Annotated in this window: 20 protein-coding genes; 6 read left to right on the forward strand and 14 right to left on the reverse strand. The window is 70.6% G+C overall.

The window, feature by feature from the left end; genetic code table 11:
- Nucleotides 1-206 precede the first annotated feature (206 nt).
- Genes der through cmk form a run of 3 tightly spaced genes read right to left on the reverse strand, consistent with a single transcriptional unit; the run spans nucleotide 207 to nucleotide 3,086 of the window.
- Nucleotides 207-1,691 (reverse strand): ribosome biogenesis GTPase Der, encoded by a 1,485-nt coding sequence (gene der / locus D0D37_RS05190; RefSeq protein ID WP_116199362.1) that lies wholly within the window; start codon nucleotides 1,689-1,691, stop codon nucleotides 207-209.
- 16 nt (nucleotides 1,692-1,707) lie between these two features.
- Nucleotides 1,708-2,364, reverse strand: a complete 657-nt coding sequence (locus tag D0D37_RS05195) for a lysophospholipid acyltransferase family protein (RefSeq protein WP_116199363.1) — start codon at nucleotides 2,362-2,364, stop codon at nucleotides 1,708-1,710.
- Entirely contained in the window at nucleotides 2,361-3,086 is a 726-nt protein-coding gene (cmk, locus tag D0D37_RS05200; RefSeq protein ID WP_116199364.1) for a (d)CMP kinase, read from the reverse strand. Before cmk ends, D0D37_RS05195 begins: the two co-directional genes overlap by 4 nt.
- A 196-nt stretch (nucleotides 3,087-3,282) precedes the next feature.
- Between cmk and D0D37_RS05205 the strand changes: the two genes are divergently transcribed.
- The 3 genes from D0D37_RS05205 to D0D37_RS05215 are packed head-to-tail and all read left to right on the forward strand — an operon-like array spanning nucleotide 3,283 to nucleotide 5,360.
- Nucleotides 3,283-3,651 carry a DUF4267 domain-containing protein gene (locus tag D0D37_RS05205; RefSeq protein ID WP_116199365.1) on the forward strand — a complete coding sequence of 123 codons (369 nt, stop codon included), beginning with the start codon at nucleotides 3,283-3,285 and terminating at the stop codon, nucleotides 3,649-3,651.
- 36 nt (nucleotides 3,652-3,687) lie between these two features.
- On the forward strand, nucleotides 3,688-4,170 hold the full coding sequence (locus tag D0D37_RS05210; RefSeq protein WP_116199394.1) for a cation:proton antiporter regulatory subunit: 483 nt from the start codon (nucleotides 3,688-3,690) through the stop codon (nucleotides 4,168-4,170).
- Nucleotides 4,170-5,360, forward strand: a complete 1,191-nt coding sequence (locus D0D37_RS05215) for a cation:proton antiporter (RefSeq protein ID WP_116199366.1) — start codon at nucleotides 4,170-4,172, stop codon at nucleotides 5,358-5,360. Before D0D37_RS05210 ends, D0D37_RS05215 begins: the two co-directional genes overlap by 1 nt.
- 61 nt (nucleotides 5,361-5,421) lie before the next feature.
- On the opposite strand, the gene D0D37_RS05220 is transcribed toward D0D37_RS05215, so the two are convergent.
- The 9 genes from D0D37_RS05220 to D0D37_RS05260 all read right to left on the reverse strand — a co-directional run bounded on the left by D0D37_RS05220 (nucleotide 5,422) and on the right by D0D37_RS05260 (nucleotide 14,920).
- The gene (locus tag D0D37_RS05220; RefSeq protein WP_116199367.1) at nucleotides 5,422-7,323 is read right to left on the reverse strand and encodes a Xaa-Pro dipeptidyl-peptidase; all 1,902 of its coding nucleotides are present in this window, start codon (nucleotides 7,321-7,323) and stop codon (nucleotides 5,422-5,424) included.
- 88 nt (nucleotides 7,324-7,411) lie between these two features.
- Complete coding sequence (locus D0D37_RS05225; protein WP_116199368.1) at nucleotides 7,412-8,164, reverse strand: pseudouridine synthase; 753 nt, start codon at nucleotides 8,162-8,164, stop codon at nucleotides 7,412-7,414.
- Complete coding sequence (scpB, locus tag D0D37_RS05230) at nucleotides 8,154-9,032, reverse strand: SMC-Scp complex subunit ScpB (protein ID WP_208719810.1); 879 nt, start codon at nucleotides 9,030-9,032, stop codon at nucleotides 8,154-8,156. Before scpB ends, D0D37_RS05225 begins: the two co-directional genes overlap by 11 nt.
- Nucleotides 9,029-10,042, reverse strand: coding sequence for a segregation and condensation protein A (locus D0D37_RS05235; protein ID WP_244223389.1), 1,014 nt, complete (start codon nucleotides 10,040-10,042; stop codon nucleotides 9,029-9,031). The genes scpB and D0D37_RS05235 overlap by 4 nt, the downstream gene beginning before the upstream one ends.
- Nucleotides 10,042-10,458: a cobyrinic acid a,c-diamide synthase gene (locus D0D37_RS05240; RefSeq protein ID WP_116199369.1), complete on the reverse strand. Its 417-nt coding sequence runs from the start codon at nucleotides 10,456-10,458 to the stop codon at nucleotides 10,042-10,044. Before D0D37_RS05240 ends, D0D37_RS05235 begins: the two co-directional genes overlap by 1 nt.
- A complete protein-coding gene (locus D0D37_RS05245) occupies nucleotides 10,455-11,486 on the reverse strand; it encodes a ParA family protein (RefSeq protein WP_116199370.1) in 1,032 nt (343 codons plus the stop codon). Before D0D37_RS05245 ends, D0D37_RS05240 begins: the two co-directional genes overlap by 4 nt.
- A 132-nt stretch (nucleotides 11,487-11,618) precedes the next feature.
- Nucleotides 11,619-12,551 carry a site-specific tyrosine recombinase XerD gene (xerD, locus tag D0D37_RS05250; RefSeq protein ID WP_116199371.1) on the reverse strand — a complete coding sequence of 311 codons (933 nt, stop codon included), beginning with the start codon at nucleotides 12,549-12,551 and terminating at the stop codon, nucleotides 11,619-11,621.
- Nucleotides 12,552-12,590: 39 nt separating this feature from the next.
- Nucleotides 12,591-13,223, reverse strand: coding sequence for an NUDIX domain-containing protein (locus D0D37_RS05255; protein WP_116199372.1), 633 nt, complete (start codon nucleotides 13,221-13,223; stop codon nucleotides 12,591-12,593).
- Entirely contained in the window at nucleotides 13,220-14,920 is a 1,701-nt protein-coding gene (locus tag D0D37_RS05260) for a CTP synthase (protein ID WP_116199373.1), read from the reverse strand. Before D0D37_RS05260 ends, D0D37_RS05255 begins: the two co-directional genes overlap by 4 nt.
- Before the next feature lie 97 nt (nucleotides 14,921-15,017).
- Here D0D37_RS05260 and aroA point away from each other — a divergent pair, with 97 nt between their 5' ends.
- Nucleotides 15,018-16,304: a 3-phosphoshikimate 1-carboxyvinyltransferase gene (gene aroA, locus D0D37_RS05265; RefSeq protein WP_116199374.1), complete on the forward strand. Its 1,287-nt coding sequence runs from the start codon at nucleotides 15,018-15,020 to the stop codon at nucleotides 16,302-16,304.
- Nucleotides 16,305-16,369: 65 nt separating this feature from the next.
- Here aroA and D0D37_RS05270 read toward each other — a convergent pair whose 3' ends face one another.
- Nucleotides 16,370-17,050, reverse strand: a complete 681-nt coding sequence (locus D0D37_RS05270; protein ID WP_244223390.1) for a GntR family transcriptional regulator — start codon at nucleotides 17,048-17,050, stop codon at nucleotides 16,370-16,372.
- Between the two features lie 135 nt (nucleotides 17,051-17,185).
- On the opposite strand from D0D37_RS05270, the gene D0D37_RS05275 reads away from it, so the two are divergent.
- Both D0D37_RS05275 and D0D37_RS05280 read left to right on the forward strand, forming a co-directional pair.
- Nucleotides 17,186-18,613, forward strand: a complete 1,428-nt coding sequence (locus tag D0D37_RS05275) for an NCS1 family nucleobase:cation symporter-1 (RefSeq protein ID WP_116199376.1) — start codon at nucleotides 17,186-17,188, stop codon at nucleotides 18,611-18,613.
- Nucleotides 18,613-19,323, forward strand: a complete 711-nt coding sequence (locus D0D37_RS05280; RefSeq protein ID WP_116199377.1) for an aspartate/glutamate racemase family protein — start codon at nucleotides 18,613-18,615, stop codon at nucleotides 19,321-19,323. The genes D0D37_RS05275 and D0D37_RS05280 overlap by 1 nt, the downstream gene beginning before the upstream one ends.
- 91 nt (nucleotides 19,324-19,414) lie before the next feature.
- Here the strand turns inward: D0D37_RS05280 and D0D37_RS05285 are convergent, their stop codons facing one another.
- The gene (locus tag D0D37_RS05285; RefSeq protein ID WP_208719812.1) at nucleotides 19,415-20,551 is read right to left on the reverse strand and encodes an acyltransferase; all 1,137 of its coding nucleotides are present in this window, start codon (nucleotides 20,549-20,551) and stop codon (nucleotides 19,415-19,417) included.
- Nucleotides 20,552-20,847: the final 296 nt, after the last annotated feature.

Below are 20,847 nucleotides of genomic sequence, written 5' to 3' on the forward strand. Positions count from 1 at the left end.
CGCGCAAGCCCATCACTCACCTTTCGCGAGCGTCATTCGGGCTTGCCGTCCGAATGAGGCGCCCGTAGCGACCGTCTACCTTACGCGGCAATCAAGCCCAGGTCGCGTCCGGGTAACGGCGGCGTGTCGGACGTCACCACGCGCAGGTCCGGCAAGGGAATCCCCGGGCATCGGATTCGCCGGGAATTCCCTCGCCGGGAAAGAAATCAGCGGGTGCGGGCCGCTTTTCCGCCCGCCTTCGGCCGCTGCTTCTTTTCGCGGACGCGCACATTCACCCGGACGGGACTTCCGGCGAAGCCGAACTGCTCGCGGAATTTCCGCTCGATGAACCGGCGATAACCGGCCTCGAGGAATCCGGTGGTGAACAGCACCAGCGTCGGCGGGCGGATGCCCGCTTGCGTCGCGAACAGCACCTTCGGCTGCTTGCCGCCGCGCACCGGCGGCGGCGTGGCCGCGACGAGGTCGGACAGCCAGCCGTTGAGCTGACCGGTCGACACGCGCTGGTCCCACGACGACAGCGCCGTGCGCAGGGCGGGCGCGAGCTTGCGCACCGCGCGCCCGGTGAGCGCGGAGACGTTGACCTTCTCCGCCCACGGCACCCGCACGAGGCCGCGGTCCAGCTCGCGCACCATCGCGTACCGGCGGTCCTCGTCGACCAGGTCCCATTTGTTGAACACGAGCACGCACGCGCGGCCCGCCTCGACCACCATCGTCAGCACCCGCAGGTCCTGCTCGGACAGCGGCTCCGAGGCGTCCAGCAGCACGAGTGCGACCTCGGCCGCGTCGATCGCGGTCTTGGTGCGCAGCGAGGCGTAGTACTCCGCGCCGTCGGCGAAGTTGACGCGCTTGCGCAGGCCCGCGGTGTCCACGAACCGCCAGACCTCGCCGTCCAGCTCGACCAGCGAGTCGACCGGGTCGACCGTGGTGCCCGCGACCGAGTCGACCACCGAGCGCTCCTCGCCGGAAAGCCGGTTGAGCAGGCTGGACTTGCCGACGTTCGGCTTGCCGACCAGCGCCACGCGGCGCGGCCCGGCGGTCACCGTTCCGGCTTCGCGCGGCGCCTCGGGCAGAGCGGCCATGATCGCGTCGAGCAGGTCGCCCGAACTGCGGCCGTGCAGCGCGCTGACCGGGTACGGCTCGCCCAGGCCCAGCGACCACAGCGACGCCGTGTCGGCCAGCAGCCGGTCGTCGTCCACCTTGTTCGCGGCCAGCAGCACCGGCTTCTTCGAGCGGCGCAGCACCCGCGCGACGGCCTCGTCGGTGGCGGTGGCCCCGACCGTCGCGTCGACGACCAGCAGCACCGCGTCCGCGGTCTGCATGGCCATCTCGGCCTGCACCGCGACCGAGGCCTGCAGACCGGTGGCGTCGGGCTCCCAGCCGCCGGTGTCGACGAGCGTGAACCGGCGCCCGGCCCAGAACGCGTCGTAGGCGACGCGGTCGCGCGTCACGCCCGGCACGTCCTGCACGACCGCCTCCCGGCGGCCGAGGATGCGGTTGACCAGCGTGGACTTGCCCACGTTCGGCCTGCCGACCACGGCGAGCACCGGCTGCGCGGCGGCCGCCCGGCCGTCCGCTTCCTCGGCCTCGATCCGTGCGTCGAGCGCGGCGAACTCGGACTCGTCCGACCAGCTTCCGTCGACCTCGCCGAGACCGTCCACCGCACTGTCGGCGGCGGCGTCAAACCCTGTCATCGTTTCCCAACTTCACCTACGGCGTGGCGAACCCGTGTTCGCCGCGCCAGTCGTCCAAAGACTGCACGAGCGCCGAGAGCTGCGTGCGCAGCTCCTCGGTGCCCTGGTCCAGGCCCTTGCGGCCCGGACCGACCTTCAGCGCGAACGGCTCCCCGAAGAGGAGGTCCACGCGCGGGCGCCACCGCCGTTTGCCGTCGGCGGGCTTGCGCGTCCCGCGGATCGCGATCGGCAGCACGGTGGCTCCCGAAGCGCGCACGAGCCACGCCGCGCCGCGTTCGGCGGCCCCGACGTCGCCCTCGCCTCGGGTGCCCTCCGGGAAGATCCCGATCGCCCCGCCCGCCTTGAGCACCCCGACCGCCGTGGTCAGCGGCGTCCGGTCGATCTCGCCCCGGCGCACGGGGATCTGGCCGATCGCCCGCAGGAACCAGCCTCCGATCCCTGTGAACAGCTCGGCCTTCGCCAAGAACGCGCTGCGCCGCGGAAGCATTCCGATCACCAGCTGCGGATCGGCGTTCGAGCTGTGGTTCGAGATCACCACGAGCGGCCCGTCGGCGGGCACCCGGCCGCCGCCGTGCACCCGGATTCGAAACGCCGGACGCAGATAATACCTGCCGGAGATCCGGCCGATGTCGTGCAGGAGGCCGTTCGCCCCCTCGGGGAGGGCGCCGCTCATCGGCTGACCCCGGCTTCGGCGGCCGCCGGTTCGGCCGGGCAGTCGCCGAGCAGGCCCCGGCCGCGGGCGAGTTCGGCCAGCGCGACGATCACCTGGTCGATCGTCAGCTCGGAGGTGTCCACCTGGACCGCGTCCCCGGCCGCGCGCAGCGGCGAGGCGGCGCGGGTGGAGTCGATCCGGTCGCGGCGCTCCACCGACGCGCGGGCGGACTCGACGCTGGAGTCCCGGCCCGCCGCGGAGTCCTGGGTGTTCCGCCGCGCGGCGCGGACCTCGGCCGAGGCGGTGAGGTAGATCTTGAGCGGCGAGTCCGGCGCGACGGTGGTGCCGATGTCGCGGCCCTCCACCACGATCCCGCCGTCGTCCTCGATCGCGTCGGCGATGATCCGGCGCTGGCGGGCGACGAGCACCTCGCGCACCTGCGGCACGGCCGACACCGGCGACACCGCGCCGGTCACCTCGGGGCCGCGGATCTCGGCGGCCACGTCCTCGCCGGACAGCCGCACGTCCGGCCGCTCCGGGTCGGTGCCGAGCGAGAAGTCGACGTCGTGCGCGAGCGCGCCGACCGCGTGTTCGTCGGCGAGGTCGACCCCTGCCCGCAGCACGGCGAGCGTGACGACGCGGTACATCGCTCCGGTGTCGAGGTAGCGGGCGCTCAGCCGCCGGGCGAGCTTGCGCGCCACCGTGGTCTTGCCGGTTCCCGACGGGCCGTCCAGCGCGACCACCCCACGTAGGGCTCCCGTCACCGATGTTCTCCTCACGTTCGTCCCGCACACCCAGTCCGGTTCATTCTGCCCGTAGCCGGTCTCGCCACCTCAGGCGGTGTCCGCGGCGCAAGTTCAGGCAATGCTAGACAAGCTAGCGCCGCTAAGTTAGCGTTGCACTTGTTCCTAGCACTGCTAACTTCCCGGAAGGTCCCCCATGCTGATCACCGCTTACCTCCTCGCCGCCATCCCCGTCCTCGGCATCATCTACGTCGGCTTCACCTACCTGTTCGCCCCGGCGAAGACCGCCGCCACGTTCGGCCTGCGGGAGATCCCGACCGGTTCGACGGCGTTCTTCGAGATCAAGGGAGACCGCGACCTCGGCACCGGGCTGATCCTCGGCGTCGCGATGCTGGCGGGCAGCCCGCAGCTGGTCGGCTGGCTGCTGCTGGCCGCGACCGTCATGCCGGTCTGCGACATGCTGATCATCCTGCGGCACAAGGGGTTCAAGGGGATCGCCTACGGCGTCCACGGCGGGACCGCCGCACTCATGGTCGTCACCTCGGCCCTGTTCCTCTTGGGCTGAACTCCGCGAATCGGACAATGAGTTACCGTGGCTGACGTGAACGTCGAAGTCACCCCTCTTCCCGGAATCGGTGTCCGCAAGGACTTCGCCACCCGCGCGGGACGCCGCATCGGCGTCGTCACGCAGCGGGACGGCAAGATCGAGCTGATCGTCTCCAAATCGGATGATCCGGACGCCTGCCTCGCGTCGCTGCCGCTGACCGCGGACGAGGCGGGCGCGCTCTCGAACCTGCTGGGCGCGCCGCAGCTGGTGGCGCAGCTGAACGAGGAGCACCGCGAGCTGCCGGGGATCAACACGAAGCAGCTGCCGATCACGCCGGACAGCCCGTTCGACGGCCGCTCGCTCGGCGACACCGCGATGCGCACGCGCACCAGCGTCTCGATCGTCGCGGTGATGCGGGCCGGGCAGGTGCACCCGTCGCCGACGCCGGACTTCCTCTTCACCGCGGGAGACCTGCTCGTCGTGGTCGGCACGTCCGAGGGCCTGGAAGCCGCCGCCAAAATTCTCAAGCACGGCTGATGGATCACACCGCACTTTCGCTGGTCGAACTCGGCGCGGTCTTCTTCGTGCTCGGCGCGCTGGGCAGGCTCGCCGGCCGGATCGGCCTCTCCCCCATCCCCCTGTATCTCCTCGGCGGCCTGTGCTTCGGCTCCGGCGGCTTGATCCCGCTCGCCGACATCGGCGATTTCGCCCACCTCGCCAGCGAAATCGGCGTGGTGCTGCTGCTTCTGCTGCTCGGCCTGGAGTATTCCGCGGCCGAACTGTTCACCGGGATGCGGCGGTCGTGGACCGCCGGCCTGGTGGACATCGTGCTCAACGCCGCCCCCGGCGCGGTGGTCGCGCTGATCCTGGGCTGGGGCCCGATCGGCGCGGTCGTCATGGCGGGCGTCACGTACATCTCGTCGTCCGGCATCATCGCGAAGGTCCTCGGCGACCTGGGCCGGCTCGGCAACCGCGAAACGCCGGTGGTGCTGTCGATCCTCGTGTTCGAGGACCTCGTGATGGCGCTCTACCTGCCGATCCTCACCGCGATCCTCGGCGGAGTCAGCCTGCTCGGCGGGCTCGAAGCGGTCGGCATCTCGCTGCTGGTGATCACCGTGGTGCTGGTGATCGCGCTCAAGTTCGGCCGGTACGTCTCGGCGCTGGTGGACAGCGACGACCGGGAAGTGTTCCTGCTCAAGATCCTTGGCGCGGCGCTGCTGGTGGCCGGGATCGCGTCGGCGCTGCAGGTGTCCGCCGCGGTGGGCGCGTTCCTGCTGGGCATCGCGGTGTCCGGGTCGACGGCGCACAACGCGACCCGGCTGCTGGAGCCGCTGCGGGACTTGTTCGCGGCGATGTTCTTCGTGGTCTTCGGGTTGAACACCAACCCGGCGTCGATCCCGCCGGTGCTCGGGTGGGCCGCGGTGCTCGCGGTGGTGACGACGCTGACGAAGGTGGCCACCGGATGGTGGGCCGCGCGCAGACAGAAAATCGGGAGGCTCGGCCGGGCCCGTGCCGGGGCGGCTTTGGTTGCGCGGGGCGAGTTTTCGATCGTCATCGCCGGGCTGGCGGTCACCGCTGGGGCGGTCGACGGCGAACTCGCCGCGCTCGCTACGGCGTACGTCCTGCTGATGGCGATCCTCGGCCCGACCGCGGCCCGTGTGGTCGAGCCGGTCGCGAAAGCCTTGCAGCGCAAAGCAGCCTCGAAGGAAACCGTCACCGCCAGCTGACGTCCGTGAGGGGAACCCTGAGGGACTCAGAGTCCCTCAGGGTTCCCCTCACGGCTTTTGGTCAGCGCAGGTCGAAGCGAGCGGCGGCGGGAACGTGCGCCAGCGGACTCGCCGGGGCGGATTCCGTCCGCGGACGCGCCGGGACCGTGCCTGTCAACGGAACCTGGGCCGAGGTCTTGGCCAGGTCGATGGTCAGCTTCGGCGGGTTGGCGGGCGCGGTGATGAAACTGTTGTCAGTCCCGCCGATCACCAGCGCCAGCCGGTGTCCGGCCGGGACGATGTGGTCCGTGCTCGCGAGCCGGAACGTCATCGTGTAGGCCTTGCCCGGCGTGAGCCGACCTTCCCGGCTCAGGGACTGGTAGTTCGCCAGGTCCGCCCAGCCTCGGCTGATGATCGTGTAGTCCACGTTCTTCGTGTCCGCGCTGGTCGTCTTGTAGCAAGCGCTGTCGCCGTCCGTGCTCGAACCCCAGCACGTGCGGTCCGTGCCGGTCACGATTCCTTCGCCAGGGCCCGAGAAATTGCGGATCGTCGCCGGGCCGTAGTCCACCAGCATCGCCGACAGATGCGCGGTCGAAGTGCTCGGCGTGGCCGTCACGGTGACCGACGAAGTGCCCGAGACCTGCACCGGCGAAGCGAGCGCGGCGGTGCTGTAGAGGACGCGGTTCGCCGACGTGGCCGACGGATTCGCCGCCCACTCGTTCTCCCCCGCCTGCGGGTTGTCGGTGAACGACGCGGTGCCCCGGCCGCCCGCGGTGCCGAGCGTGCCGACGCCGGGGATACGGCCCGGTTGCGGACGCAGCACCGTCGCCTTCGTGCCCGGCGCCGGGTAGGTCGCTTCGTCCGCCCACTGGTCCGGCTGCCGCTCGACAGTCGCCATCGGTTCCTTCTCGATGCCGTTGTCGATGCCCATCAGGTAGTGGTCGAACCACCGGTGCAGGGTGTCGACCCACTCGGTGCGGCGGTAGTCGAACGGGTCGACGTGGCCGGTCTGGGCGAGCCAGATCTTGCGCTGCACGCCCTTCGCGGCGAGCGCGTCCCACCATTGGCCGTAGTTGATCGGCATGACGTTCAGGTCGTTCACGCCGTGCGAGATGAACACGCTGGCGCGCACGTTCTTCGCGTTCGCGACGTAGTCGCGCTCCGCCCACAATGGCCCGTAGTCGCCGTTCGCGGTCGCGCCGTCGGCGAGTTTCCGGTTCTGCGCCGAACAATCCTGGCCGCCGTTGCGGCGTTCGACGGTCTGCGCGAGCCCGTCCGGGTCGAAGCCGAACGAGACGCCGTCCGAGCGGTAGTAGTCGTACCAGGAGCTGATCGCGGAGATCGGCACGATGGTCTTGAGTCCCTCGACGCCGGTCGAGGCGACGCCGTTGGCGATGGTGCCGTCGTAGGACTTGCCGATCATCCCGACGCCGCCGTCGCTCCAGCCCGCCGACATCTTCGTGCCGCCGGTCTTAGCGGTGTAGCCGGTCGCGCGGCCGTTCAGCCAGTCGACGACCTTCTTGGCCGACTGGACGTCCGAGGCGCCGCCGACGTCGACGCACCCGGTCGACCGGTTGGTGCCCGCCAGGTCCACGAGCACCACCGCGTACCCGCGCGGCACGAAGTAGTTGTCGTAGAACAGCGGGAAACCGACCGGGCGCCCCTGCGCGTCGTACGTCTTGAACTGGGTTTCGTTGCCGCGCCCCACCGAGGAGTAGTACGGGCTGGCGTCCATGATCACCGGGATCTTCTTGCCCGCCTCGGCCGGTTCCTTCGGCCGCACGATGTCGGCGGCGACCCGGTCCGGGACGCCGTCCCCGTCGCCGTCCCGGCCGAGGTCGACCCACACTGTCTCGCGGATCGCCCCTGCGTAGTCGTACTGCGGTTCGCTCGCGGTTCTCGCCGGCGCGGCCGTCGCGGCCGCCGGCACCACCACTCCCGCGGCCAGCACCGCGGCGGCGCACAGCCCTGTCAGCACACGCATTCCCGTTGCCCTCCAGAGTCGTCGTCGGGTGCCGACAACTCAACCGGGCGGCCGGTGCCCGGCATCAGGGCCGAAAGTGGGGAACCGGTCAGAGTCCCACGGTGCGGTACAGCGTGCCGACCTCGCCGCGGTTGAGCCGGCGGATCGTGCCCTGGCGCTGGTTGCCGAGCTGCACGTCGCCGACCGCCGTGCGCACCAGCTTGCGCACCGGATGCCCGGTGGCCGCCAGCAGCCTGCGCACGATGTGCTTGCGGCCCTCGTGGATCACCAGCTCGATCATGCTGCGGCCGGAATGCATGTCCTTGACCCGGAACTGGTCGACCTTCACGATGCCGTCCGGCAGCTCCCAGCCCGCGCGCAGTTCCTTGCCCAGCCCGCGCGGCACCAGGCCCTCGACCTCCGCGAAGTAGGTCTTGAGCACCCGGTACGACGGGTGCATCAGCCGGTGCCCGAGGTCGCCGTCGTTGGTGAGCAGCAGCAGGCCCTCGGTGTTCTCGTCGAGCCGCCCGACGTGCACGACGCCCGGGGTCTCCTCCCACCGGCCGCGCAGGTAGTCGCCCACGCACGGGCGGCCCCGGTCGTCCGACATCGTGGAGTGCACGCCCTTGGGCTTGTTGAACGCGAGGTACACGAGGTCGTCGCGGAGGTTGACCCGCGTGCCGTCGACGTGGATCACCGCCTCGTCCGGGTGCACGCGGCGGCCCAGCTCGGTGACGACCTCGCCGTCCACCTCCACCCGGCCGGCCGCGATCAGGTCCTCGGCCGCCCGGCGCGACGCCACGCCTGCCTGCGACAGGACCTTCTGCAGGCGGATGCCGTCGGGGTGTTCGTCAGATGTCATCGATGGTGTCCACTTCGGGTAGCAGCGGAGCGATCGGGGGAAGGTCGTTCAGCGACGACAGCCCCAGTCGCTCCAGGAACAGCTCGGTCGTCACGTACAGCGTGCCCGTGGTCTCCGGGTCGGTGCCCATCTCCTCGATGAGCCCCCGCGCCAGCAGGGTCCGGATCACGCCGTCCACGTTCACCCCGCGCACCGCGGCGACCCGGGCCCGGGTGACCGGCTGCCGGTACGCGATCACGGCGAGGCTCTCCAGCGCGGCCCTGGTCAGCTTCGACCGCTGGCCGTCCAGCAGGAGCTTCTCCACGAACGGGGCGTAGGTGTCCCTAGTGTAGAACCGCCACCCTTCGCCGACGCGCCGCAGGTCGATCCCGCTGGCCCGCTCGGTGAACTTCTGCGCCATGGTGCGCAGCGCGACGGTCACCCTGGCGACCGGCTGCCGCAGCGTGTCGGCGAGAGAATCCTCCGCGATCGGCGAGTCCACGACGAGCAGCAGCGCTTCGAGGGCGGCCTCGAGCGCCTCGTCGTCCTCGACGCTGGGCAGGCCGCTGTCCACGGCGACCAGGCCTTCGTCGTCGGCTGGCTCCGCGGCTTTCGCTTCTGCTTCCGGCGCGGCTTCGGCGGTCTCCGGCTCAGTTTCGGCTGGGTGCGCGGCTTCGGCTTCCGGCGCGGGTTCCGGCTCGACGGACTCCGCGTCGGCCTCGTTTTCCGGCTGCGGCGCGGTTTCCGGCTCAGCCTGCTCGGCAGCGACCGGCTCGGCCGCGGCTTCGGCCTCGACCTGAGCCTCTTCCGCCGGAGCAGCCGTAGCCCCCTCCGCCGTCGCGGCCGGAGTTTCCTCCTCCGCCGGTGCGCGGTCGTCTTCGGTGCTCACCCGTATTCCTCCTCCTCGGCCGCCGCGCGGTCGTGCTCGGCGGCGACGGACGCCTCGGCCACGCTGCCGCCGGTCCAGCGGACGTGCAGTTCCGCCAGTGCCTCCAGCTGGTCGAACTGCACCGTCGACTCGCGGTACAGCTCCAGCAGCGCGAGGAACCGGGCCACGATCTCGACCGTGTGCTCGCAGTCCGAGGTCAGTTCCTTGAACGTCGCCTGCCCGGCCTCGGCGAGCTTCAGCCGCAGCAGCGCGGCGTGCTCGCGCACGGACACGCGTCCCATGTGGATGTGCGCGATCGACACCTGCGGCGGCGGTTTCGGCCGGAACACCGCGACCGCGATCTCCGCGAACCGCTCCGGGGTTACGCCCAGCATCACCTCCGGCAGCAGCCCGAGATACCGCTCCTCCAGCGCCACCGACCGCGGGTACCGCCGCAGCGCGCCTTCTTCCAGCTCGCCGAACAGCGCGGCAACCTGCTTGTACGCGCGGTACTGCAGCATCCGCGCGAACAGCACGTCGCGGGCTTCCAGCAGGGCGAGGTCGTCCTCGTTCTCGACCTCGGCCGAGGGCAGCAGCCGCGCGGCCTTGAGGTCGAGCAGGGTCGCCGCGATCACCAGGAACTCGGTGGTCTCGTCGAGGTTCCAGTCCGGGCCGAGCGCGCGGGTGTAGGCGATGAAGTCGTCGGTGACGGTGTGCAGGGCGACCTCGGTGACGTCCAGCTGGTGCTGCGAGATCAGCTGCAGCAGCAGGTCGAACGGGCCCTCGAAGTTCTGCAGCCGCACCTTGAACTTGGAGGCGTTCTCGTCGGCGGCGTATCCCTCGGGGATGGTGCCGCCGTGCACCGTCTCGTGCTCGGCCGGAGCGGGCTCGGGAGCCTCCGGAGCAGCGGTCCCCTCCGGAACTTCCGCGGCCGCCGTGTTCTCCGTGCTTCCGGTGCTGTCCGTGCTCGCAGCGCTGTCCGAGACTGCCGCTTCCGGCTCCGGCAGCTCGGCCGATGCCGGTTCGTCCATCAGCCCTCGGTTCCGCCGTCCTCGCCGTCGGACCGCAATCGCTGCACCAGCACGGACTCCTCGCCGCGCTGGTCGAAGTCGGCGAGCAGCACGGCGACCGCCTCGCGGACGAGCCGGCCGCGGTCGACGACCAGCTCGTGCTTGGCGCGCAGGTTCAGCCGGGCCTGCTCCATCGCGAGCAGTTCCTCGCCGGACACGTAGACGGTGATCTTCGCGTCGTGCTTGGTGCGCCCGGACCCGCTGCGCGCCGCGTTGCGGGCCAACTGGTCGGGGTCCGCCGGGGCGCTCGGCTTGCCGCGCGGGGCCACCGGTTCCGCCGGAGCGGGCACGGAGGGGCGTTCGAGTGCGGGGGTCGCCGGGCTGGAGGTGAGGCGGAAGAGTTCCGACGCTCCGGGCAGGGAAGCGCGCCTGCTCACCGGGCGATCACCTCGCGGGCCAGCGCACGGTAAGCCGCGGCGCCGGCGGACTTGGGAGCCCAGGTCGTGATGGGCTCGCCCGCGACCGTCGTCTCGGGGAACCGCACGGTGCGGTTGATCACCGTGTCGAACACGGTGTCGCCGAATGCCTCGACCACGCGAGCCATGACCTCCTTCGAGTGCAGGGTTCTCGGGTCGTACATCGTGGCGAGAATCCCCGTGATGTCCAGTTTGGGGTTGAGGCGTTCCTGCACCTTCTCGATCGTGTCGATCAGGAGCGCGACGCCTCGCAGACTGAAGAACTCGCACTCCAGGGGGATGATCACACCGTCCGCGGCGGTCAATGCGTTCACCGTCAACAGGCCGAGCGAGGGCTGGCAGTCGACAAGAACATAGTCGTAGTCGTTCATCACCGGACGAAGGACCCGTAACAACGTGTGCTCGCGCCCTACCTCTGCGACGAGCTGGACCTCCGCCGCGGACAGGTCGATGTTGCTCGGCAGCAGGTCAACGCCGTCGACGCGCGTTTTGCGGAGCACGTCCCCGATCTGCACCGAGCGCTCCATGATGACGTTGTAGACCGTCTGGTCCAGTTCGTGCGGCTGGATGCCGAGCCCGACCGACAACGCGCCCTGGGGGTCGAAGTCGACCAGCAGCACGCGGCGGCCGCATTCGGCGAGCGCGGCGCCGAGGTTGATCGTGGACGTGGTCTTGCCGACCCCGCCCTTCTGGTTGCACATGGCGAGCACCTTCGCCGGGCCGTGGCGCTCCAGCGGCGGCGGCTCGGGGATCTCGCGCAGCGGGCGCCCGGTCGGCCCGATCCCGCTCTCCGCGCGCTCTTTCGCCCGCATCCGGGCGCGTTCGGCGCGGGTCAGCGGCCGTTCCGGCTCGTCGCCCTCGTGGTCCGCCGGGGTGGCGATCCGCGCGTGCTCGAGGTTCGCCGCGGCCGAACCGGAGGTCCCGGCGGAACCGGCTGGCCCGGCGGACGCTGCCGGGTCCTCCGGCTGGTTCGGGGTCGGTGTCGACATGGCGCGAAAGCTCCTTGTTCGGCGGGGTCTCCGGCAGCCTATGCGGATTTCCGGAGCCCCGGCAAAGCGCCGCGCCGGGCCGCACGGGCCAAGTCACCGCAGCGTGGGAAGGCTCTATGACGCGTTGAGCGTTCAGCCGAGAGCGCGCGGATGCGCGGTGGCATAGACCTCTCGCAGCGTCGTGACGGTGACGAGCGTGTACACCTGGGTCGTGGTCACCGAGGCGTGGCCGAGCAGTTCCTGCACCACGCGGACGTCCGCGCCGCCTTCGAGGAGGTGGGTCGCGAACGAATGGCGCAGGGTGTGCGGCGAGACCGCGGCGGTGATCCCGGCTCGCTCGGCGGTGTCCTTGAGCACCTGCCACGCGCTTTGCCGGGAAAGCCTGCTGCCGCGGGCGTTGAGGAAGATCGCCGAGGTGCCGCGCCCGTTCGCGGCGAGCGCGGGACGGGCCCGGACCAGGTACGCGTCGAGTGCTTCCAGCGCGGGACGGCCGATCGGCACCAGCCGTTGTTTGCCGCCCTTGCCGTCGAGCAGCACGGTTCGCTCGTTGTCGTCGACATCGTCCACATCGAGCCCGACCGCCTCGGAAATCCGGGCACCGGTCGAGTACAGCAGCTCCAGCAGCGCACGGTCGCGCAGGGAGCGCTCGCCGTCCGGCGGCGGGGTGTCGAGCAGCTTGAGGACGTCCGCCACCGGCAACGCCTTGGGCAGCCGTTTCGCCGCGGCCGGCGGACGGACGTCGCGGGCCGGATCGTGTTCGGTGAGACCGTCGGCGTGCGCGAACTTGTGCAACCCACGGACGGCGACCAGCGCCCGCGCGGCCGATGACGCCGCCAGCGGCTGATGTTCTTCGTCGCCCTCGCGCAGCGCGGCACCGAACGACGTGACGTGCGCGGGCGTGACCTCGGTCAGCCGCGCGACCCCCGCCGCTTCCAGATGGGCGGCGTAGCGGCGGAGGTCGCGGGAGTAGCTGTCAAGGGTGTTGCGGGCGGTGCCGCGTTCGACGACGAGGTGGTCGAGGTACGTGGCTATCGCGCCCCGCACCTCGACACCCGCGTCATTCACGCCGCCACTCTAGGACGGCGCACCGACAGAACCGAGAATTCAGCCCTCGGCCAGTCGGCGAGCGAACCGCGACGGCCGGTCCTGCCACGGCGCGTCGGCCGGGCGAGTCTTCGCCGCACCGGTCACGACCGCGTGCGCCGACAACACTCCCGACACGGTCGCCCCGTTGACCAACTCGCCCGCCAGTGCCATCCGGACCGCCTCGGCGAGCGGGAATTTCCGCACCACCAGGTCGGCCTCTTCCTCGCCGAGCACGTCACGGTCCACTTCGGACAGATCGCGCGCGAGGAACACCCGCACCACCTCGTCGGTGAACCCGGGCGAGGCCGCGACGTCGACCAGCGTGTCCCAGCTGCCCGCCGCCAGCCCGGCCTCCTCGGCCAGTTCGCGCCGGGCCGCGTCGACCGGGTCCTCCCCTTCGTGGTCGATCAGCCCGGCGGGCAGCTCCCACAGCCTGCGCCCGAGCGGATGCCGGTACTGGTGGACGAGCGTGACGTTGTCCTCGCCGTCCAGCGCCGCGATCACCACCGCGCCGAGGTGCTCGACCACCTCGCGCTTGGCCGTTTCCCCGCCGGGCATCACGACGTCGTCGACCCGGAGGCCGACGACGCGTCCCACGTGGACGACCGTGCTGCCGGCGACGGAGAACTCGTGCGTGCCGGGCGTGGTCACCGGGCCGCCACGGGCGTCTCGGGCAGTTCGACCGGGAGCCGCTCGGCGACCTTGCGGTCCACGACGGCCTTCACGAACGCGCTGAACAGCGGGTGCGGCCGGGTCGGGCGGCTCTTCAGCTCGGGGTGCGCCTGGGTGCCCACGAAGAACGGGTGCACGTCCGCGGGCAGTTCGACGAACTCGACCAGGCGGTCGTCCGGCGAGGTGCCGGAGAAGACCAGGCCGGCGTCGCCGATCTGCTTGCGGTAGGCGTTGTTCACTTCGTAGCGGTGCCGGTGGCGCTCGGACACCTCGGTGCTGCCGTACGCCTTGGCGACCTGCGAACCGGCCTTGAGCTTCGCCGGGTACGCGCCGAGCCGCATCGTGCCGCCCATGTCGCGCTCGCCCGCGACGACGTCGCGCTGGTCGGCCATGGTGGAGATCACCGCGTGCTTGGTGCCCTCTTCGAACTCGGCCGAGTTCGCGTCCTCAAGGCCCGCCAGGTTCCGGGCGCTTTCGATGACCATGCACTGCAAGCCGAGGCAGAGCCCGAGCAGCGGCACGCCGTGCGTGCGTGCGTAGTGGATCGCGCCGACCTTGCCCTCGATGCCGCGGATGCCGAACCCGCCCGGGATCAGCACACCGTCCACATCGGACAGCACCGAAGCCGCGCCGGACTCGGTCTGCGCGTCGTCCGAGGCGACCCAGACGATCTCGACCTTGGCCCGGTGCGCGAACCCGCCCGCGCGCAGCGCCTCGGTGACCGAGAGGTACGCGTCCGGCAGGTCGATGTACTTGCCCACCACCGCGACCCGGACGATCTCGCTCGGGTTGTGCACGCGGTCGAGCAGGTCGCCCCACACCGTCCAGTCGACGTCGCGGAACGGCAGGCCCAGCCGGCGCACCACGTAGGCGTCGAGCGCCTCGCGGTGCAGCACCTTCGGGATGTCGTAGATCGAGCGCGCGTCCGGGCAGGCGATGACCGCCTCCGTGTCGACGTCGCACATCAGGCCGATCTTGCGCTTGAGGTCGTCCGGGATCTCCCGGTCCGCGCGGCACACGAGCGCGTCCGGCTGGATGCCGATGTTGCGCAGCGCCGCGACCGAGTGCTGGGTCGGCTTGGTCTTGAGCTCGCCCGAGGGGGCGAGATACGGCACCAGCGACACGTGCAGGAAGAAGCACTGGTCGCGGCCGACGTCGTGGCGCACCTGGCGGCACGCCTCGAGGAACGGCAGCGACTCGATGTCGCCGACCGTGCCGCCGACCTCGGTGATCACCACGTCCGGCGCGACGCCGTTCTCGTCCGGCCCGGCCGCCGCGGTGATCCGCGCCTTGATCTCGTCGGTGATGTGCGGGATCACCTGGACGGTGTCGCCGAGGTACTCGCCGCGGCGTTCCTTGGCGATCACCTCCGAGTACACCTGTCCGGTGGTGACGTTCGCCTTGCCGTCGAGAGAGCGGTCGAGGAAGCGCTCGTAGTGCCCGATGTCGAGATCGGTCTCGGCGCCGTCGTCGGTGACGAACACCTCGCCGTGCTGGAACGGGTTCATCGTCCCGGGGTCGACATTGAGGTACGGGTCGAGCTTCTGCATCGTGACGCGGAGTCCGCGCGCGGTGAGGAGCTGTCCGAGGCTGGACGCCGTCAGACCCTTACCCAGAGAGGAGGCAACGCCTCCGGTGACAAAGACATACTTGGTAGCCCGCGACTGAAGTCCCACGGGCCGCCAGCATATCCCACTCCCGGCAGATCGCTCGCCGACGCCTCTTCCCGGCGCGGCGGAATCGGTTCGCCCGGCCCGCGCTAGGCTTCGCGGCGTGCCGAACATCCGCGATGACCACTGGACCGCCCCGGTCGCGGGCGCCTCTCTGGACGCCGCGGTGCGCGTCCCCGGATCGAAGTCGATCACCAACCGGGCCTACGTGCTCGCCGCGCTCGCGAGCGCGCCCACCCGGGTGCGCCATCCGCTCGATTCGCGCGACACCCGGCTGATGCTCGGCGCGCTCGCCTCCCTGGGCGCGCGGTCGGAAGAGACCATCGACGGCTTCCTCGTGCACCCGCTCGGCACCATCAGCGGGCGCGGCGACGAGGCGACCGTCACCCTCGGCAACGCCGGGACCGTCGCCCGCTTCACGCCCGCCCTCGCCACGCTCGGCGACGCCTCGGTGCAGTTCGACGGCGACGAAGCGATCCGCCGCCGTCCGATCGACCCGCTGCTGGCCGCACTGCGCAAGCTCGGCGCGCGGATCGACGACGGCGGCCGCGGCGCGCCGCCGTTCACCGTGCACGGCACCGGCGGGCTGCGCGGGGGCCGGGTGGACCTCGATTCGTCGGCCTCCAGCCAGTTCCTGTCCGCGCTGCTGCTCGCCGGTCCGGCGTTCGAGCAGGGCGTGACGGTGCGGCTGGTCGGCGGCGCCCCGCCGAGCGAACCGCACATCGCGATGACGCTGGACATGCTCCGCCGGTTCGGGGCCACTGTGGACCGTTCCGGCACGGAATTCCATGTGGAACCGGCGAAACTCTCGTGCCCGGAGTACGTCGTGGAACCGGATCTGTCCACCGCGGCCCCGTTCGTGGCCGCCGCGGTGGTCGGCGGCGGGACCGTCCGGGTGCACGGCTGGCCGAAGCAGACCACGCAGCCGGGCGATTGGCTGCGCGGCCTGGTGGCCGAACTGGGCGCGAAGGCGACGCTGGACGCCGACGGCCTGTCCGTCACCGGCGGCGGCGCGTTCCCCGGCATCGACCTCGACCTGCACGAGGTCGGCGAGCTGACGCCGGTCATCGCCGCGATGCTGTGCTTCGCCGAGAGCCCGTCGAGCATCACCGGCGTCGCACACCTGCGCGGCCACGAGACCGACCGGCTCACCGCGCTGGCCACCGAACTGTCCGGCCTGGGCGCGGGCGTGACCGAGCTTGAGGACGGCCTGGAAATCACCCCGGCTCCGATGCACGGCGGCGTTTTCCACACTTACGAAGACCATCGGCTGGTGATGGCCGCCGCGGTGCTCGGTCTGCGCGTGCCCGGCGTGCTCGTCGAGAACCCGGACACCGTCGGCAAGACGTTCCCGAAGTTCGTCGACACCTGGACCGATCTCGTCAGCTGAGCACCCGGCGGCTCGTGAGTGCTGGCGCCGGTTCTAACCGGCATAAACACTCACGAGACTCCCGCTCAGCCCGCCGGACGCTCGTCCCGCTCGTCGTCCCCGAAGAGGTCGCGCAACGTCACCGCGCGGTTGACCCGGACGTGCTCGGCCGCGTACTCGCGCGCCCGTTCCACCTCGCCGGAGCCGATGGCGTCCACCAGGCGGCGGTGCTCGTCAAGCAGTTCGTCCCAGTGCTCGTTCTGGCTGGTCAGCCACCGCAGCTGACCCTCGAGCGGATGCAGCATCGTGGTGAGCAGACGGTTGCCCGCGATGGCGATGATCTCGTCGTGCAGCCTGCTGTTGACCTCGGAGATCCGCGCGCCGTCGCCACCCTGGGTAACCCGCGCCGACTCGGCGAGCAGCCGCTCCAGCCGCCGCATCTCCGGCTTCCCGGCCCGTTCCGCCGCCCGCGCGGCGGCGAGGCTTTCCAGCGCCTCCCGGACGTCGAACAGCTCCTCGACATCCACCCGCGCCAACTGCCGCACCACCACCCGCCGAGGCGAGGGCACGACCACGAACCCCTCGGATTCCAGGCTGCGGATCGCCTCCCGCACCGGCACCCGCGACACCCCGAGATCCTCCGCCAGTTCGCGCTCGACCAGCCGATCCCCCGGTCGCAGCCGCCCGGTCAGGATCCGCTCGCGCAGCTCCTCGAGCACCCGGGCGCGCGTCGCCGCCAGCGGCTGCCGGTCCTCCGTGGCACCCACCGTTCCCCCTCTCGCCGACATCGGACCTCGCCGAGTTTATCGGGAAGAGGGTTGACTCAGCAGCCAAGCGGAGCGATATTTGGGATCCCAAGTTTGGGATCCCAAAGCTGCCGGCACGTCGACCGGAGGTCAGCGATGACGCACGCCCCGTCCACCGAAACCAGCGCGACCGTCCAGACCGAACCCGACCCCCGCCTGTGGAACGAGGACCTCGCACCCGCCAAAGAGCGGCGCTGGAAGGTGTACGACATCTTCGCGCTCTGGATGTCGGACGTGCACAACCTCGGCAACTACACCTTCGCCGCCGGGCTCTTCGTGCTCGGGCTGTCGGCCTGGCAGGTGTTCACCGCGCTGCTGTTCGGGTTCGTGGTCATCTTCTTCGGGATGAACCTGATGGGCCGGATCGGGCAGCGCACCGGCGTCCCGTTCCCGGTGGTGGCGCGGATCAGCTTCGGCACGTTCGGCGCGAACCTTCCCGCGCTGATCCGCGCGGTGATCGCGATCTTCTGGTACGGCATCCAGACCTATCTCGCCAGCGTCGCCATCACGCTGCTCGTGCTGGCCATCGACCCCGGCCTGAAACCGTTGACCGAGCACAGTTTCCTCGGCCTGCACGCGCTCGGCTGGATGTGTTTCGTGGCGCTGTGGCTGGTGCAGGCGTTCGTGCTGACCCGCGGCATGGAGGCGGTGCGGAAGTTCCAGGACTGGTGCGGCCCGCTGATCTGGGTCGTGATGATCGCGCTCGCGGTCTGGATCCTCGCCGCGAGCCACTGGCACATCTCGTTCACCAGCAGTCCGCGGCACCTCTCCGGCGGCGAGCAGGTGCGGCAGTGGTTCGGTGCCGCCGGGCTGATCCTGTCCACCTACGGCACGCTGATGCTCAACTTCTGCGACTTCTCCCGCAACGCCCCCGACCAGAAAACGGTGCGGCGCGGCAACTTCTGGGGCCTTCCGGTGAACTCGACGGCGTTCGCGCTGCTGTCGGTGATCGTCACCGCGGGCAGCCTGCAGGTGTTCGGCGAGGCGATCACCGACCCGGCCGAACTGCTCGCCCGCGTGCACAACACGCCGGTGCTGGTCATCGGCGCGCTGACCTTCGCCATCGCCACCATGGGCGTCAACATCGTCGCGAACTTCGTCTCCCCCGCCTACGACCTGGCCAACATCTGGCCGAAGCGGATCTCGTTCACCATCGGCGGGATGATCAGCGCAGTCGCCGCGCTGTGCGTGCTGCCGTGGAAGCTGTACTCGTCGCCGGTGGTGGTCAACTACTTCCTCGGCGGGCTCGGCGCGTTCCTCGGGCCGCTGTTCGGGATCATGATCGTCGACTACTACCTGATCCGCCGCGGCGAGGTCGACGTCGAGGAACTGTTCGTGCGCGACGGCAAGTACCCCAAGGTGAATCCGCGCGCGATGGCGACTTTCGTGCCGTCCGCCGTGCTGTCCGCGGTGATCGCGCTGGTGCCGTTCTTCGCCCCAGCCGCGCCATACTCCTGGTTCCTCGGCACCGCCAGCGCCGGATTGCTCTACTACGCTGTCTCGTACCGCCAGCGGAGGGCTTGATGCGGATCCTCGTCACCAACTGCAACACCACCGAGTCCATGACGAAGGAGATCGAGACCGGAGCGCGGGCCGCGGCCAGCCCGGGCACCGAAATCGTCGCTCTGACGCCGAAGTGGGGCCCGGAATCGGCCGAGGGCTGGCTGGACAGCTTCCTGTCCGCCGCGGCGGTGCTGGACCTGTTGCGCACCACCGAGGAAACGTTCGACGCGGTCGTCCTCGCCGGTTTCGGCGAGCACGGCCGCGAGGGCGCGCGGGAACTGCTGGACGTGCCGGTGGTCGACATCACCGAGGCCGCGGCGCATCTCGCCGGGCTGCTCGGCCGCCGGTACGGAGTGGTGACGACGCTGGACCGCACGTGCGGGCTGATCGAGGACAGCCTGCATTCGGCCGGAGTGGACCGGAACTGCGTCGCGGTCGTCGGCACCGGGCTGGGCGTGCTGGACCTGCGCGACGAGGAACGCACCGAATCAGCCCTGCTCGCCGCGGGATTGCGGGCCCGGGACGCCGGGGCCGAGGTGCTCGTGCTCGGCTGCGCCGGGATGACCGGACTGGACCGCAAGATGTCAGCGATGCTCGACGTGCCGGTCGTCGACGGCGTCGCCGCCGCGGTCCGGCTCGCGGAATCCCTGGTGGCGCTGGGATTGCGCACCAGCCGCGCCGGGTCCTACGCCCGCCCGCTCGACAAACACCGGACCTGGCCCGGGGAATGACTGCTTGCCGCAGCCTCTCGCCTTCACGTCCGTGAGGGGGACCCTGAGGGAATCAGAGTCCCTCAGGGTTCCCCTCACGGACGTTTGCCGCTCAGGCGCGCACTGGCACCCGGGCCCGACCGGTCAACGCCTTGCTCCACGGCAGCCGCCGCAGCACCTCGACGATCGCGAAGGTCAGCGCCACCGTCGCCGGGTACGCCACCAGCGTCGTCCACGGCGCGCCGAACCGGTCGCCGACGAAGACGAACAGCGGGTCCAGCACAGCGATCGCGATGGGGTGGGTCAGGAACACCGCGAACGACCGGTTCACCGCCCAGGACACGAACCGCCCGCCGCGCTGCCTGCTCTCCGCCCAGCGCGCGCCCGCGAGGTAGATCCCGGCGATCGCCGCGACGAACCACGGGATCAGGTAAGGGCGGAAGGCGTCCGACGCCATCTCCGGCCACTCTCCGAAGTGGACACTCACGAAGTAGCCGGTCTCCGCGAGCACGAGCCCGCCCGCCATCGCCAGCAGCACCCAGCGCGAATGCGTGCGCAGCCAGGCGTGCACGGCCTCGAAGTGCAGCGCCGCCGCGGTGCCGAGCAGCATGTAGAACTGGTAGACGACGAAAGTCGCGAAGAACTGGCTCACGAAGCCGTAGCCCAGCACGGCGGGCGGGTAGCTCATGAAAAACGCCACCGCCGCCTGGATCGCGCCGGAGACCGCCAGCACCGTCCACGGACGGCGGCGGATCAGGTCGAACATCTTGGCCAGCAGCGGGAAGAGCAGGTACACCTGCAGCGTCACCAGCATGAAATACATGTGGTACCAGGCGTTCCCGGTGAGCAGGTCCAGCCCGAGCGTGCGCAGCTGCGAGCCGACCGACCCGAACGGCTGGCCCGAGGTGATCAGCGAATAAACCCGGTAGATGACCGTCCACACCACGTACGGCACCGCGACCAGCGGGAACCGCCTGCGCCAGAACTTCCCGGCCAGCACCGGCCGGTCGCGGTAGCCCAGCACGAGCACGAACGCGGTCAGCGCGAAGAACGCCTCGCGGGTCAGGTGCAGCGGCGTCTGGATCGCGTCGGCGACGACGTCCTGCGGAAACGTGGTGGAGCCGATCACGTGGATGAGGATGACCAGGCCGAACGTGACGACGCGGTACAAGTCGAGCTGCCGCAGGTGCGTCGGCCTGGCGGGCGCCGGCTCGTCCGCACGGACGAGCGGGATCTCGGTAGTGGTCATCGTTCGGCCGTGCTCCCGGGGTCGTTGGCGCTCATGGTGCCAGGCTCTCGTGGGCAGCTGTGAGCCACCCATGATCTTCCTGAGACTCGCCTGATGCCGCACGGGACGGGTGTCGGGTCAGCCACACCCGTACGGGTGAACCGGCGCCACCGGACCACTCGCCCCGCTTGGAACAGGCCGTTCGTCGGGCGTTTCCGGACACTTCACCACAAATCGCCCCAGGCTGGAAATTGGTCTAGTCCACAGTATTGACTCCGGCTGTGCCCTGGTTCACATTCGAATGCGGGCCGGCCCCC

It is taken from the genome of Amycolatopsis circi (assembly GCF_003385235.1).
In the GTDB taxonomy this organism is placed as follows: domain Bacteria; phylum Actinomycetota; class Actinomycetes; order Mycobacteriales; family Pseudonocardiaceae; genus Amycolatopsis; species Amycolatopsis circi.